Source organism: Aeromonas sp. FDAARGOS 1414 (assembly GCF_019047065.1).
Lineage (GTDB): Bacteria > Pseudomonadota > Gammaproteobacteria > Enterobacterales > Aeromonadaceae > Aeromonas > Aeromonas veronii_A.
This window is the reverse complement of sequence record NZ_CP077210.1, coordinates 1,586,661-1,600,126: the sequence shown is the minus strand read 5'-3', so window position 1 is coordinate 1,600,126 and position 13,466 is coordinate 1,586,661. Positions and strand designations below refer to the sequence as shown.

Here is a 13,466-nt window from a genome sequence, read left to right as displayed (position 1 = left end):
ATTTTGTGGCAAATTTCTGTGACTGGCAACGCTTTTTTTGTCATAAAAAAGCGAGAGTTAGCGATTTTCTGAAAAAATCAAAGAACCTTGTTTTATATCAAGTTCAGCACAATTAGCCCGATGTTTTTAATTTAACATCGGGCATCGATCACATTGCCGGAACCGTCGGTCAATAACGGTCGTTAACAACTCGATAAATAATCATCGCTTGGCGTTGGCAATATTCCACTGCTCTAGTTTCTCTATTAACAAGTCGGTATCCTTGGCGGCATCAAGGTGCTGATAAAGATAATCCATCGCCTCGCTCACCATCTCGGTCATCGGGAAAGAGAACGCCACGATGGCCGGTTGTACCCCGACAAAGATCACCTCTGGGACAAAGGTCTTGAGCTCGTCGATCAGGAAATTGAGCGGCATATTGTGGGTCGAGAAGATAAACATCTCGGCGATGGTCTCGGGGGGGATCACCTGCAGGGTACCCGCCTTCTCGCCCATCTCGGCGGCATCCACCAGCACCACTCGCTCCGGTTGCAGCTCTCGCACCTTGTAGACCACATTTTCCGGCGCGATGCCGCCGTCGATATGGATCCAGCCGGGCAGGGGGGCGGCTTGCAGCTTGTCGGCGAGATAGGGGCCGGCACCGTCGTCCCCCATCATGGCATTGCCCACGGTCAACACGAGATTGCAGCCCATCAGCGGCTCCTTACCATCAGGTACATATGGGGGTCGTTAAAGAGGGCGGTGAGCTGATCCATAAAGGTGTTGGTCCAGCCCAGCTCTTGCTCATCGAGCAGATTGTCGGCTTTGCGCAGTCGGTCGAAGGCGCAGGCCAGCATATGGCAGTGCTCGCGATAGATGGTGATCTCGCCAAAGGTGAGAAACCCCTCCATCTTGCGGCGCGCTTCACTCCCCTCTGGCAGCTTGGCTACCCAGTCGCGATAACCGGTCAGCGAGCAGACCAGGTCTGCTCGCAGGCAATCGACGATGCCGAGGTGGTGGCCGATGGCGAGGCTGTAGTACATCACCTCCTTGGCCTCTTCCGGCACGTCGAACTGCTCGTCAACGAACTTGCGCGAGAGGCGGTAGAAAAAAACCTCGTCAGCCATGCACTGCCTCTCCCTTGCCGGCCGCCCGGTTGAGGCAGGCATTTGCGAGGTTGTTGACGATCTCCGAGAGGCGGGGATCGTCGTGCTGATCGAGGTAGCTCTGGATGCGCAGATCCACATCCTGCTGGGTCGCCCCTTCGAGCAGGGCCATGAACTCGTCGGCGATGATCCGCCCCTGACGATACCCGGCCATGCGGCGCGCTTCGCGCTCGATCATCACCCGGATTTCATTGGGGATGCCGGTGTGGCGCAGCTCGACCCGCTCACCCGGTTGCACCTCGTGGCTGGTGGCTTTGAGTTTCTGTTCCAGCAGACCAAGCGCCACCGCAAAGCCGTAGATGGTAGCCGCCGGTGTCGGAGGGCAGCCGGGGATATAGACATCTACCGGCACGATCTTGTCGGTGCCGCCCCATACGCAATAGAGGTCGTGGAAGATGCCGCCGTCACAGCCGCAGGCGCCGTAGGCGATGCAGATCTTGGGATCGGGCGCCGCCTCGTAGGCGCGCAGGGCCGGTACCCGCATCGCCCGGGTCACCGCGCCGGTAAAGAGCAGGATGTCGGCGTGACGGGGAGAGGCGACCACCTTGATGCCGAAACGCTCGGCATCGAACAGCGGGGTGATGGTGGCGAAGATCTCGATCTCGCAGGCATTGCAGCCGCCGCAATCGACCCGGTAGACATAGGCCGAGCGGCGAATGTCCTTGAGCAGGGTCTTCTTGAGTTTGGTGATCTCGGGATCCTGTGCCAGCGGCACGGCGCGGGTATGGGCATGGCCGACAACCGGTTCTATGCCTTTGATCTTGCTCATCACATCCACTCCTTTTGTGCGGCCATCGGTGTGGCTATCGGTGTGATCAGGGCCGAGTCAGGCTGGCTCAGCATGCTCTGTTTTCGTTTGCAGTCGGGGCAGTGGTGCAGCCGCTCCGGGTTGGTCAGCGGTGTGCCCGCCTGCTTGAGGGTGTCCTCCACCAGCGCCACCAGCTTGCTCGGGGCAAAGTAGGTGCCGCACAGGGTGCAGGGGGCCAGCGCAAAGCGGGCCTCCTCATAGAGATCCGCCTTGTTGGTCACCGCCAGCTCGAACTCGGGGGAGAGGGCGATGGCGCGGGTCGGGCAGACCTCCTCGCAGCGGCCGCAGAAGATGCAGCGCGCCATGGAGATCTCCCAGCGTCGTTCGCCGGTCTCCATGTCCACTTCCATCACCAGCGCGTTGGCCGGGCAGGCCTTGGTGCAGGCGGCGCAGGCGATGCACTGATCCGCCTGATATTTGGGTTTGCCGCGAAAATCCCGGTTCACCTCGTAAGGGGCGAAGGGGTATTTGGCGGTCGGGGTGCCAGCCTTGAGGATGGTCTTGAACAGCTTGATCATGATGACCCCTTATTTCAGCGGAGAGTTTTTGCGATCGATGCCGTAGCGCTCGATCTCCTTGTAGGAGACCACGGTGGATTTGCCCTTCTTGGGGTCGACCAGGGTGACCCGGTCGGTACAGGAGTAGCAGGGATCCAGACTGCCGATGATGAGCGGTGCATCCGCCACGGTATTGCCGCGCAGCATGTAGCGCAGGGCGGGCCAGTTGGCGTAGGTGGCGGCGCGGCAGCGCCAGCGGAACAGCTTCTGGTTGTCTCCGGTCATGCTCCAGTGGACGTTCTCGCCGCGGGGCGCCTCGGTAAAGCCCAGCGCAAACTTGCCCGGCTGGTAGGTGAAGCCTTCGGTCAGCAGTGGCCCTTCCGGCAGGTGCTCAAGACCGAACTCAATCATGTCGAGGGAGTCGTAGAGCTCGTGGATGCGCACCAGCACCCGGGATTGCACATCGCAACCCGCCTTGGTCTGGATCTCCATCGGCAGCTCGCGGTAACCGGCAAAGTCGTGGACCCGGCGCACGTCGCGCTTGAAGCCGCTCGCCCGCACCATGGGGCCGACGCAGCTGAAATCGCGGGCAATTTGCGGGTCGAGCTTGCCGATACCGATGAGGCGGGAGGAGATGTTGGCGGTATCCAGCAGCATGGCTACCAGGGGTTTGAGCTCATCACGCAGTTCGCGCACCAGCTGAGCACCCTTGATGCGATCTTCCTTGAAGATATCGCGGCGTACCCCACCAATCAGGTTGAGGCCGTAGGTCTTGCGGGCACCGGTCAGCAGCTCGGCCAGGGTCATGGATTTCTCCCGCACCCGGAAGAACTGCATGAAGCCGGTGTCGAAACCGGTGAAGTGGCTCGACAGGCCGATGTTGAGGATATGGCTGTGCAGGCGCTCCACCTCCAGCAGCACGGCGCGGATCATCTTGGCCCGCTCCGGTACCGGAATGCCCATGGCGTTCTCCACCGAGGTGGTGTAGGCGACGCTGTGGGTAAAGCCGCAGATGCCGCAGACCCGGTCGGTCAGAAACGCCACTTCGTTGTAGCCCATGCGGGTTTCCGCCAGCTTCTCCATGCCGCGATGGACATAGAAGAGGCGGTAGTCGGCATCGATGATGTCTTCCCCATCGACGAACAGACGAAAGTGGCCCGGTTCATCCGAGGTGATGTGCAGCGGGCCGACCGGCACGATGCGGTTGGCATCACTGCCGAGCTCATTGACGAAGGGGTAGGTCTCGGTGTCGGTGGTGGGCATGGGGCGCTGGCGGTAATCCATGGCATCCTTGCGCAGGGGATGAATGTCCTCCGGCCAGTCGTCCGGCAGCACCAGACGGCGTTCGTCCGGCAGGCCGATGGCGCGCAGGCCGTACATGTCGCGGATCTCCCGCTCGCCCCACACCGCCGCCGGAATGGTCGGGGTGATGGAGGGGTACTCCTGGGTATCGGCATCCACCAGCACCTTGACGGTGATCCAGCACTTGGTGTCGCCCTCCATGGAGAAGACGTGGTAGACGGCGAAGTGGCCGTTGAGGCTGCGCTCGTCATTGGCAAAGGAGAGCGGAAGCCAGCCCCCCAGCTGATGGAAGATCAGGCTGGCCGTCTCGACCAGACTGGTGGGCTTGACGGTAATGGTGGCCTGATCGGCGGTTTGCCACTCCTCGTCGACGATGGCGTGGGGCAGTTGTGCTCGCACCTGCTGGATGTAGTCGCAGCCGATGCGATCCGAAATGGCGATGGTCATGCAGTTCTCACTTTAATGTTCGGGAATGAGCATTCACAAATGATGAAATCGGAAAAAGTTGCTGTGCTGGCGGGCATGACTCAGATCCCGACCAGATAGGCGAGCAGCGCCAGCAGAGCCAGCCCCAACCCGTAGCGGGTGAGCTTGTGGGTGCGCACGAACTGGGTACGGGCCATGGCGTTTTCGATGATGCCGGCCAGCAAAAAGGCCACCAGCAGCTTGCAGGCGAGGATCAGCGCCGCGCCGATGAGCGCAGGCAGACTCCAGTTGGCCGCCTTGCCGAAGGGGAGGAAAATCACCAGAAAGAGCTGCACTACCACCAGTTGCTTGAGGCCGATGGAGAGCTTGAGCAGGGCCAGCCCCGCACCGGAGTACTCGGTGAGTGGCCCCTCCTGCAGCTCCTGCTCGGCTTCGGCGCAGTCAAAGGGCAGTTTGCCCATCTCGACAAACACCGCGAAGGCGCAGGCGGCACCGGCCAGCAGGGTGGCGATGGGCGCGGCCAGCGGCTGGGTCGCCACATAGCTGCTGATGTTGCCCAGATCCGAGCTGCCCACCATCATCGCCATGATGAAGCAGGCGAGCACCAGAATGGGCTCTACCAGAATGCCGAGAGTCAGTTCGCGGCGGGCGCCGATCCCTGCAAACATGCTGCCGCTGTCGAGCCCCGAGAGGGAGAAGAAGAAGCGGAAGATGGCGAACAGATAGATATCGGTGATGAGATCCCCGGCGATGGGGAAGGGGGACTCGTGAGTCAGGGTTGGTAGCGCCATCCCTACCAGCAAGAGGGCGGCGATGAGCAGCGCAGGCATCAGGTTGAAGATGATGCCGGCAGGCTCGGGGGTTACCTCCTGACGGCGCAGGAGCTTGGCGATATCCCGGTAATCCTGCAGCAGGCCCGGCCCCTGACGGGAGTGCATCTTGGCCCGCAGTACCCGGTTGAAGCCGGTGGCGAGCGGCGCCAGCGCCAGCATGGCGATGGCCTGGGTCAGGGCGAGGGCAACCATGCCCCAGCTCGGCATTTCAAGAACAGGCATATCAGACTCCTACAGCCATCAGGATAAAGAGCGCCAGCACCACGCCATGCAGCAACCAGCCGGTTGTCCCGCAGGTATCGCTCACCCCGTGCAGGGCGCTGGCCAGATCGAGCTGCGGCTGCTTGCGATAGAGCGGCGCGCAGAGTTGGCGCAAGGTGTGGGTGACACCGCCGGAGGTAAGGCTCATGCGCTCCTCATAGGCGTAACCACAGGCCCACGGGGTGCCAGCGTGACGACGACCCAGCTTGGGCCCCTTGAAGATGGCCAGTACCAGCAACGGGATGAGGAACAGACCCAGCAGGGTGATGGCGATAACGGGCGGGGAGAGGATCGCCTGGCTGCTATCGAGTGGCAGCAGGGTGGCGCCGGTGGCGACACTCATTTGGCTGGCAACCAAGGCTTGGCCATAGCTGGCGATATGGGGGGCAATCCAGGGGGCGCCCAGACCCAACACCAGACAGACGGCGGCCAGCAGCAGGGTACCTGCCACCATGGCGCCCGGCACTTCGCGGGCGTGGCTCGCCTTCTCGCTGCGCGGTGCGCCGCAGAAGCAGATGCCGTACACCTTGACGAAACACATCACCGCCATGGCGCCGGTCACCGCCAGCATCACTACCGCGAGCGGGGCGACGACAGAGGTGCCGAGTTTGGTCATGGAGAGCAGGGATTGGTAGATAAACCACTCGCTGACAAAGCCGTTGAGCGGCGGCAGCGCCGAGATGGCCATGGCACCGATGAGGAACGCCAGCGCGGTCCAGGGCATCAGTTTGGCCAGCCCCCCCATCTTGTCCATGTCGCGGGTGTGCAGGCGGAACATCACAGAGCCGGTACCCATAAAGAGCAGGCTCTTGAAGATGGCGTGGTTGAGCAGGTGATAAAGCGCACCGAGCAGCCCCAGCACCACCAGCGCCGGTTGCTGGTTGGCGATGCCGATCATGCCGATCCCCATCCCCATCAGGATGATGCCGATGTTCTCCACCGTGTGGTAGGCGAGCAGCCGCTTGAGATCGTGCTCGGCCAGCGCAAACAGCACCCCGAGCACTGCCGAGCAGGCGCCGAAGATCAGCACTACATAGCCCCACCAGAGCTGGCTGGCGCCGAGAAAATCGATGCTGACCCGCAAGATGCCAAAGAGACCCAGTTTTACCATGACGCCAGACATCAGCGCAGAAATATGGGACGGCGCAACGGGCTCGGCCACCGGCAGCCAGCCGTGCAGCGGCACGAAACCGGCGCGCAGGCCAAAGCCGCAGAAGCTGAGCAGGAACACCAGGGAGGCCAATCCGCCCGCCAGATGGTGCTCGCGCAGCGCGGCGAACTCCAGCGAGCCGCTTTCGCGGCAGAGCAGCCAGAAGGCGATCAGCACCAGTGCCATGCCGATATGGTTCATCACCAGATAGAGACGGCTCTGTTTGGCGGCCTCGGGGTTGGTCTTGACCAGCCAGTAGGTGGTGAGGGTCACCAGCTCGTAGCAGAGCAAGAAACCGAGCGCGTTGTCGGCCAGTACCATGCCCACCATGGCAAAGAGGAAGAGGTTCATCAGCGCGCCGATGGCCACATCCCCCTTGCCCTGATATTCGCGGATATAGGCAAAGGAGTAGAGGGCGACGGCGACGCCGACGGTGCTAATCACCAGCAGCATCAGTGCGGCCAGCATGTCGAGGTGCACTGAGCCCAGCAGCCAAAGCTGGCCGTCGACGGGGGTGCCTTGAGCAAAGATCTGGATGGCGGCGACCAGACCCGCGAGTGACCCCAGCAGGGCAAAGCCGCTATTGAGGCGGTTGGCCAGTGCGGGCAGCTTTTGCAGCAGCAAACCGGCGGCAGCGCCCAGCAAAAAGAGCAGGAGCGTGGCCATAACAAGGGGGGACAACATCAGCGAACTCCCTCTGTGGTGGATAAATCGGATGCAGGGAGCATCGTGGCAGGCGCCGAGAAGGCGGAGGCCCCTTGCGGGTTGGTGTCGGCCGCTTGCTGGCGACGGATACGGGCGGCGCGTTCGGTGTCGCCGTCATTGACCAGCTTCAGTGCCTGGGAGGGGCAGGCACCGACACAGGCCGGGCCGTCGGCGCGAAACTCGCACAGGTCGCACTTGACCGCGATGCTGCGCACCCCCGGCTCCCAGCTCAGCAGATCCTCGCCAAAGCAGCGCAGGCCGGCGGAGGTGGAGGGGTTGCTGGAGCGGATGGAGCAGGGGATATAGGTGTCGTAACTGGTGGCCACGGCCACCGGACGGCTGCCGCCGCTCTGGATAGCGCCAAAGGGGCAGGCCACGGCGCAGAGGTTGCAGCCGATGCAGAGCGACTCGTTGAGTTGCACGCAATCGCCGGTCTGGCGAATTGCCTCGACCGGGCACACCTTGATGCAGGGGGCATCGTCACAGTGACGGCACTGAACCGGCATGGTCGCCTGCTCGTGTCGCATAACGGTTAAACGGGGGGCTTGCTGCAAACCTTGTGCCTTGTGTACCTCGCTGCAGGCCGCCATACAGGTGCCACAGCCGATACAAAGCTTGGGGTCAGCGATAACGAAGCGGTTCATAGCCTACCTTGTCGTGTCGCGAACGGAGAAAGTAGGGGCAGGTTGGCAAGATACGGGCCAGAATGGTTTTTGCAGAGAATTTGGTTTTAAGTTGCTGTTTTTAAATGAGTAAAAAATCTTGTACTGATTGGGTCGAAGCGCTGATGTGGCTGTCGAACTGTGACGTTCGTCACTTGTGACGAACCATGACACTGATGCCACGAATAGTGATGTGCAATGAGATGCGGGATTAGCAGCATTCTCAGACCATTAGTGGCTTGTATATTAAGTTTATGTTTTATAATGACTTTATAGAAAAATGCAGAGCTTCATCACAAACTGAGTCGATCAGATATTAACTTAACCGGTTAACCTGTTAAGCTGTGTTCATAGTGAAGAGACAGACTGACAGCATGACGATATGGCACCGATAGTTTTACCCGTTCAACGCTGAGATTGTGAGCTCATTAGCACTTATGGTGTTTTTCGTATCCAGCGGATGTTTTGAGCACAGCACAGCACGTCGGGTATCGAGACTTTTCTTTGCCTAACCAGATAGTTTAAAATTATTAAATATGAGAAGTCACTTTGTATGAGGTCAGTAAATGTCTAGCAGTTTAAAGTATTTGACTATCAAGAATGACTTGATACAAGAAATTAATGAAGGGAAATATACTCCCGGACAAAAATTTTATAGCGAAGCAGAATTAAAATTAAAATATGGTGTCAGTTCAGCAACAGTGATAAAAGCCATCCATGAACTGGTCAATGAGGGGTTTTTATTTAGACAGCAAGGAAAAGGTACTTTTATTTCCAAGTCTAAAAAAAACAAGCATGTGTTGGTTTCAGAGAGTGATCTGAGTGTCAAGTTGAACAAATCACAAGTAACATTGATCAATGTTGCGAAAGAGGCTTCTGAGTCGATTAACAAAATATTGAATAGATCATTCGATTCTTATTTTTATAAGATTGTAAGATTGAAGTCAGATAATGATATTCCCTATGCAGTGCAGACATCTTACATACCAGAAAACTATTTAGATTCAAAGAAACTGGCTGAAAAAAGCGGGTATTTATCATTATACGAGCATCTGGCAGAGTTTAATAAAATTGACATGTACTCGATGCCATTCACTGAAGAGGTGACGGTAGTTAGTAACATTGATGTTCATATAGCTAAAGCTCTATCCATCCCAGAGGGAAGTGCCGTAGTTAAAATATTAAGAACTACCTATAAAACATCTGGTGAAATTATCGAGTATATCGAGACTTTTAAAAGAGTTGAGTCATTCTATTTAAAATTTGAATCGGTAAGAGGAGCAGGAAGTGGAAATACTGTTGATATCTCATGATGGTATCGCGAGTGGAGCAAAAAAGTCAGCTGAACTCATTCTAGGTCCGCAAGAAAATCTACATGTTATTGAGTTAACCGCAGTTGGTGGTGTTGGTGGATTTGCTACTGAACTTATTCAATACATCTCTAGCAAAATAATAAAAAGTCAGAACATAATTATCATTTCAGATTTGAAAAATGGGTCGCCATACAATACTGCTGTATCATATATCATTAATAATGATCTGGCTGATAAAGTCTCATTACTCACAGGAATGAATCTAAATATGGTATTGGAAACCATTATGCTTGATGGTGGTTGCGTAACTGGTATTGAACTGAATACCGTTATTGATACAGCCATAGATGGAATTTCTATGATGCAACCAAGCGATTATAATAAAGCAATCTCTACAGGTGATGAATAACATGCTTGAACATATAGAAATGTGGCAAATATTGCTATTGACTACATATTCTGCCCTGGCTATTTATGATGGAAATAACACAACCTTTGGTCTTGTTAAACCGACCATGGCTGGATTTTTTGCCGGCGTCATTATGGGCGATATTCAAACAGGGTTGATGGTAGGTGGTACATTGAACCTGCTGGTACTGGGTGTCGGTAACTTTGGTGGAGCATCAATACCTGATTATATGACTGGGGCACTGCTTGGCACTGCATTTGCTGTGATGAGCGGTAAAGGCGCTGAGTTTGGTGCAACCATTGCAATCCCGATCGGCCTGCTAATGGTGCAATTAGATGTCTTGGCTCGCTTTACCAATACCTTCATTCAGAATAAAGCCGAGCGACTTATTGCAAATGGCGAGCCATGTAAAGCGGCGAAAATGAATTTACTAGGGATCATTCCCACATCGCTGTCCCGTATGATTCCTGTTTTCTTGGCTTTGTCGTTAGGATCGGTGTTTGTTAATGATATCGTCTCCTACATTCCTGAGGCGATTATGAATGGCCTGAAAGTAGCCGGTGGAATGTTACCAGCGTTGGGTATTGCCATTCTGTTAAGATATTTGCCAATTAAAAAGAACATGTCTTTTTTGATCATTGGTTTCTTTTTGTCTGCCTATTTGTCTGTACCTGTGTTAGGGGTTGCATTAGTTGGTGTGGCTATCGCCATAGCATATTTCAACAGCAATGATGATGTTGTTCAAGCAACCACTAATGTACAAAATGAGGTTATGGGTGATGAATAAAATAACAAATAAAGTGTTTTGGCGCTGGTTCTTTTTTGGTCAGGCTGGTTGGAACTATAAAACAATGCAAGGCTTGGGGTACCTCTATAGCATTATCCCATTTCTAAAACACAAGTATAGATCCGAAAAAGAACTGGTTTCTGCCGCTGATAATCATGTCCAGTTTTTTAATTGTAATAATACGATGGCAGCATCAATTTTGGGTGTTAATATCGCGCTGGAAAATGATATTGGCACTGAAGGAAAAGATGCAATTACATCGACCAAGATGGGTTTGATGGGACCGTTGGCTGGGATTGGAGATACCCTCTTTTTTGTTATCCCGACGACAATTTGTGGTTCAATTGCATCATATCTGGCACTACAAGGTAATCCTCTGGGATTGTTGCTGTGGCCAGCCTTTGGTTTGATTCGTTTAATGTTTATGCGCTATAGCCTCAAAGTCGGTTATAACGAAGGGGTTAAACTGGTCGGGCAACTTAGCACCAAACTAAATAAAATAACAAAATCAGCAAATATATTGGGATTAACTGTCGTTGGTGCTCTTATTCCGACTGTGGTGAAAGCCAAGTTGAGCTTTGAGTTTAGTTATGGCGATGTTTCACTGAAACTGCAAAATATTGCTGATCAACTGATGCCCGGCTTGATGCCATTATTTGTTGTACTGCTGACCTATTGGCTATTAGGTCTGAAAGGCATGAACTCAACCAAAGTGATTTTCATTCTGATGTTCTTTGGTATCGTTACTTATAATCTTGGCATTTTTTAATCTCAAACAGGTAATAATATGAAAGGCATCGCACATATCCGCATTGATGATAGATTGATTCATGGTCAAGTCGCTACACGCTGGGTCAGCTATTATTCTGCCAACAGAATCATGGTGATCGATGATCATGTAGCAAGCAATGATGTTGAAAAGAATATATTAAGAATGGCCGCACCTTCTGGGGTTAATACATCAATCATTTCTACACAGACGGCCATAGATAATATTTCTTCAGGTAAATATTTTGGTCAGCAAGTGTTGGTATTGGTTAAGCATCCAGGCGTAATAAAAAAGCTAGTGGATGCTGGTCTTGAAATTAAAGAGTTCAATATCGGAAACATGTCCAATCGTCCCGAGACCACACAAGTGAAGCGTTCCATCAGTGTCACCAATATTGAAAAACTCGACATAATTGAGTTGATTAATCGAGGCATCAAGATCACTGCAAGAATGGTTCCTGATGATGGTGAAGAACTTATTACATCATTTACTAGTAATTTCTGGATTGCATCATGAGCCATCTCGTTGAGTTTAAGAATAATATTTTTAGCATCATTGAAAAGATTAGTAAGACCCAAACTGAGCAAATTGAATGTGCTGCTGAAATTTTCAAAAACACGGTCAAGAATAAAGGTATTGTTTATGCTATCGGTAGCGGCCACTCATTTGCTGGGGCGGTAGAGTTTGCTGGTCGAGCGGGGGGATTTGTAAATACTAGAGCATTGGATAACTTTTATGGCCATAGTGGCTGGTTTGAGAATGTTGAAGGGGTTGGAGATGTTTTTGCATCTCTCCTTGATCTTCAACAAAACGATGCCTTTGTCATAATTTCTAACTCTGGCAACAAAGCATTGCAGGTTGAATTGGCACAAAAACTAAAATGCGCAGGCATCAAGATAATTGCCATTGTTAACAGGAAAGATGCTGATAAGTCCATTGCAAAACACTCAAGTGGTCTAAAGCTTGCTGATCTTGCGGATGTAGTTATTGACAACTGCTGTTTTAAAGGTGATTGCTCAATTGAGATCCCTGAGTCTGAATTAAAAATTGGGCCTACTTCATCGATTGCTGTTGCCTATATAGCAAACTGTATATCAATTCGAGCCACGGAATTGGTTTGTGCCGCTGGTATTCCTGTTCCAATTTTACGTTCTATTAATCAACCGGGTGGTAATGAGTATAATTTAAAACTATTGAGTGAATACAGAAGTCGAGTGTTTACTATCTAGAGACTTTCAAAATGAAAAAGCTAAATAGTGCTCAGTTTGATACCTTGACTCCAATTACTGATGTGGAAGTCAAAGATGAGTTGAGATGGGCTTGTCATAAAATTAAAACCCTTGCAATAAAGATGGGTGACAAGTTTCCATCAGCTTGTGCTGTTAATAACAGGTATTTGCTAAAAGATAACAACGATTGGACCAATGGATTTTGGACCGGCATGTTGCTCATCGCGTATGAGTTTACTGGCGATGTGTTTTTTAAAAACAAGCTACAAGAAATAATCGATAGCTTTGTGTCCAGATTGACTAATCATGTCGTATTGGAACACCATGATATCGGCTTTCTTTACAGCTTGTCATTGCTTGCAGCTAAGCAGGTCTTTAAAACTGAAGAGTTCGACTCCGCCATTGTATTGGCAGCCGACAAGTTGCTTGCCAGATATCACTCTGATGCTAAATTCATTCAAGCGTGGGGAGACATGGATAATGATCAAGAATATCGACTCATCATCGATTCATTGATTAACTTGCCATTGTTATATCGGGCTCACGAAATGTCAGGTGATTCTAATTACGCTAGCGTAGCAGTGAATCACTTCAAGCGAGTAACTGAAAATATCTTCAGAGAAGATAATTCAAGTTATCATACCTATTTTTTTGACCGAGTCAGTAAGTTGCCGCTGAAAGGGGAAACATTTCAAGGGTATAATGACTCATCATGCTGGGCCCGTGGTCAGGCATGGGCTCTACTAGGGTTACCATTAACTTATAAATATCATCCAGAACTGACTGATATTGAAAAATATACGGCAGTATGTGAGTACTTTTTCTCACATTTGCCTGAAGATGGCATTCCATATTGGGATCTCTGTTTTCAGGCTGAAGATAATCAACCCAGAGACAGTTCAGCATTGTCAATTGCCATCTGTGGACTACTTGAAGCGAGCGCGCTATTTGAGCATACAGATTACCAGTACATATCTCGAAAATTACTGAAAAGCCTCAGTGACCACATGACATCGAGAGGTAATGAGGATTGTGACGGGTTATTGAAACATGGTGTCTATGCCTTTGCTCTAGGCAAAGGCATAGATGAATGTAACGTATGGGGGGACTATTATTATATGGAAGCCCTGTATCGAGTTCATTCAAATCAATGGCGAACTTATTGGTAAT

15 protein-coding genes are annotated in these 13,466 nt (G+C 52.5%); 7 read left to right on the top strand and 8 right to left on the bottom strand.

Annotation, left to right across the window (positions count from 1 at the left end; all coding sequences use genetic code 11):
- Positions 1-201: 201 nt before the first annotated feature.
- The 8 genes from hycI to I6L44_RS07085 all read right to left on the bottom strand — a co-directional run bounded on the left by hycI (position 202) and on the right by I6L44_RS07085 (position 7,771).
- Positions 202-693 (bottom strand): hydrogenase maturation peptidase HycI, encoded by a 492-nt coding sequence (gene hycI, locus I6L44_RS07120; RefSeq protein WP_216953682.1) that lies wholly within the window; start codon positions 691-693, stop codon positions 202-204.
- Complete coding sequence (locus I6L44_RS07115; protein WP_011706331.1) at positions 693-1,106, bottom strand: formate hydrogenlyase maturation HycH family protein; 414 nt, start codon at positions 1,104-1,106, stop codon at positions 693-695. Before I6L44_RS07115 ends, hycI begins: the two co-directional genes overlap by 1 nt.
- Positions 1,099-1,914: an NADH-quinone oxidoreductase subunit B family protein gene (locus tag I6L44_RS07110; RefSeq protein WP_005333324.1), complete on the bottom strand. Its 816-nt coding sequence runs from the start codon at positions 1,912-1,914 to the stop codon at positions 1,099-1,101. The genes I6L44_RS07115 and I6L44_RS07110 overlap by 8 nt, the downstream gene beginning before the upstream one ends.
- Positions 1,914-2,471: a formate hydrogenlyase complex iron-sulfur subunit gene (locus I6L44_RS07105; protein WP_146062776.1), complete on the bottom strand. Its 558-nt coding sequence runs from the start codon at positions 2,469-2,471 to the stop codon at positions 1,914-1,916. Before I6L44_RS07105 ends, I6L44_RS07110 begins: the two co-directional genes overlap by 1 nt.
- A gap of 9 nt (positions 2,472-2,480) precedes the next feature.
- Positions 2,481-4,199 carry an NADH-quinone oxidoreductase subunit C gene (locus I6L44_RS07100; RefSeq protein ID WP_017784116.1) on the bottom strand — a complete coding sequence of 573 codons (1,719 nt, stop codon included), beginning with the start codon at positions 4,197-4,199 and terminating at the stop codon, positions 2,481-2,483.
- An 80-nt stretch (positions 4,200-4,279) separates the two neighbouring features.
- The gene (locus I6L44_RS07095) at positions 4,280-5,233 is read right to left on the bottom strand and encodes a respiratory chain complex I subunit 1 family protein (protein WP_005345231.1); all 954 of its coding nucleotides are present in this window, start codon (positions 5,231-5,233) and stop codon (positions 4,280-4,282) included.
- Between the two features lies 1 nt (position 5,234).
- Positions 5,235-7,106, bottom strand: coding sequence for a hydrogenase 4 subunit B (hyfB, locus tag I6L44_RS07090; RefSeq protein WP_216953681.1), 1,872 nt, complete (start codon positions 7,104-7,106; stop codon positions 5,235-5,237).
- The gene (locus I6L44_RS07085) at positions 7,106-7,771 is read right to left on the bottom strand and encodes a 4Fe-4S dicluster domain-containing protein (protein WP_216953680.1); all 666 of its coding nucleotides are present in this window, start codon (positions 7,769-7,771) and stop codon (positions 7,106-7,108) included. The genes hyfB and I6L44_RS07085 overlap by 1 nt, the downstream gene beginning before the upstream one ends.
- A gap of 584 nt (positions 7,772-8,355) precedes the next feature.
- On the opposite strand from I6L44_RS07085, the gene I6L44_RS07080 reads away from it, so the two are divergent.
- Genes I6L44_RS07080 through I6L44_RS07050 form a run of 7 tightly spaced genes read left to right on the top strand, consistent with a single transcriptional unit; the run spans position 8,356 to position 13,465 of the window.
- Entirely contained in the window at positions 8,356-9,102 is a 747-nt protein-coding gene (locus I6L44_RS07080; protein WP_216953679.1) for a GntR family transcriptional regulator, read from the top strand.
- Positions 9,077-9,511: a PTS sugar transporter subunit IIA gene (locus I6L44_RS07075; RefSeq protein WP_216953678.1), complete on the top strand. Its 435-nt coding sequence runs from the start codon at positions 9,077-9,079 to the stop codon at positions 9,509-9,511. The genes I6L44_RS07080 and I6L44_RS07075 overlap by 26 nt, the downstream gene beginning before the upstream one ends.
- A 1-nt stretch (position 9,512) precedes the next feature.
- Positions 9,513-10,298 (top strand): PTS sugar transporter subunit IIC, encoded by a 786-nt coding sequence (locus I6L44_RS07070; protein ID WP_216953677.1) that lies wholly within the window; start codon positions 9,513-9,515, stop codon positions 10,296-10,298.
- The gene (locus I6L44_RS07065) at positions 10,291-11,067 is read left to right on the top strand and encodes a PTS system mannose/fructose/sorbose family transporter subunit IID (RefSeq protein ID WP_216954381.1); all 777 of its coding nucleotides are present in this window, start codon (positions 10,291-10,293) and stop codon (positions 11,065-11,067) included. The genes I6L44_RS07070 and I6L44_RS07065 overlap by 8 nt, the downstream gene beginning before the upstream one ends.
- An 18-nt stretch (positions 11,068-11,085) precedes the next feature.
- A complete protein-coding gene (locus I6L44_RS07060) occupies positions 11,086-11,583 on the top strand; it encodes a PTS sugar transporter subunit IIB (RefSeq protein WP_216953676.1) in 498 nt (165 codons plus the stop codon).
- Positions 11,580-12,296: a sugar isomerase domain-containing protein gene (locus I6L44_RS07055; RefSeq protein WP_216953675.1), complete on the top strand. Its 717-nt coding sequence runs from the start codon at positions 11,580-11,582 to the stop codon at positions 12,294-12,296. Before I6L44_RS07060 ends, I6L44_RS07055 begins: the two co-directional genes overlap by 4 nt.
- 11 nt (positions 12,297-12,307) lie before the next feature.
- A complete protein-coding gene (locus tag I6L44_RS07050) occupies positions 12,308-13,465 on the top strand; it encodes a glycoside hydrolase family 88 protein (protein WP_216953674.1) in 1,158 nt (385 codons plus the stop codon).
- Position 13,466: the final 1 nt, after the last annotated feature.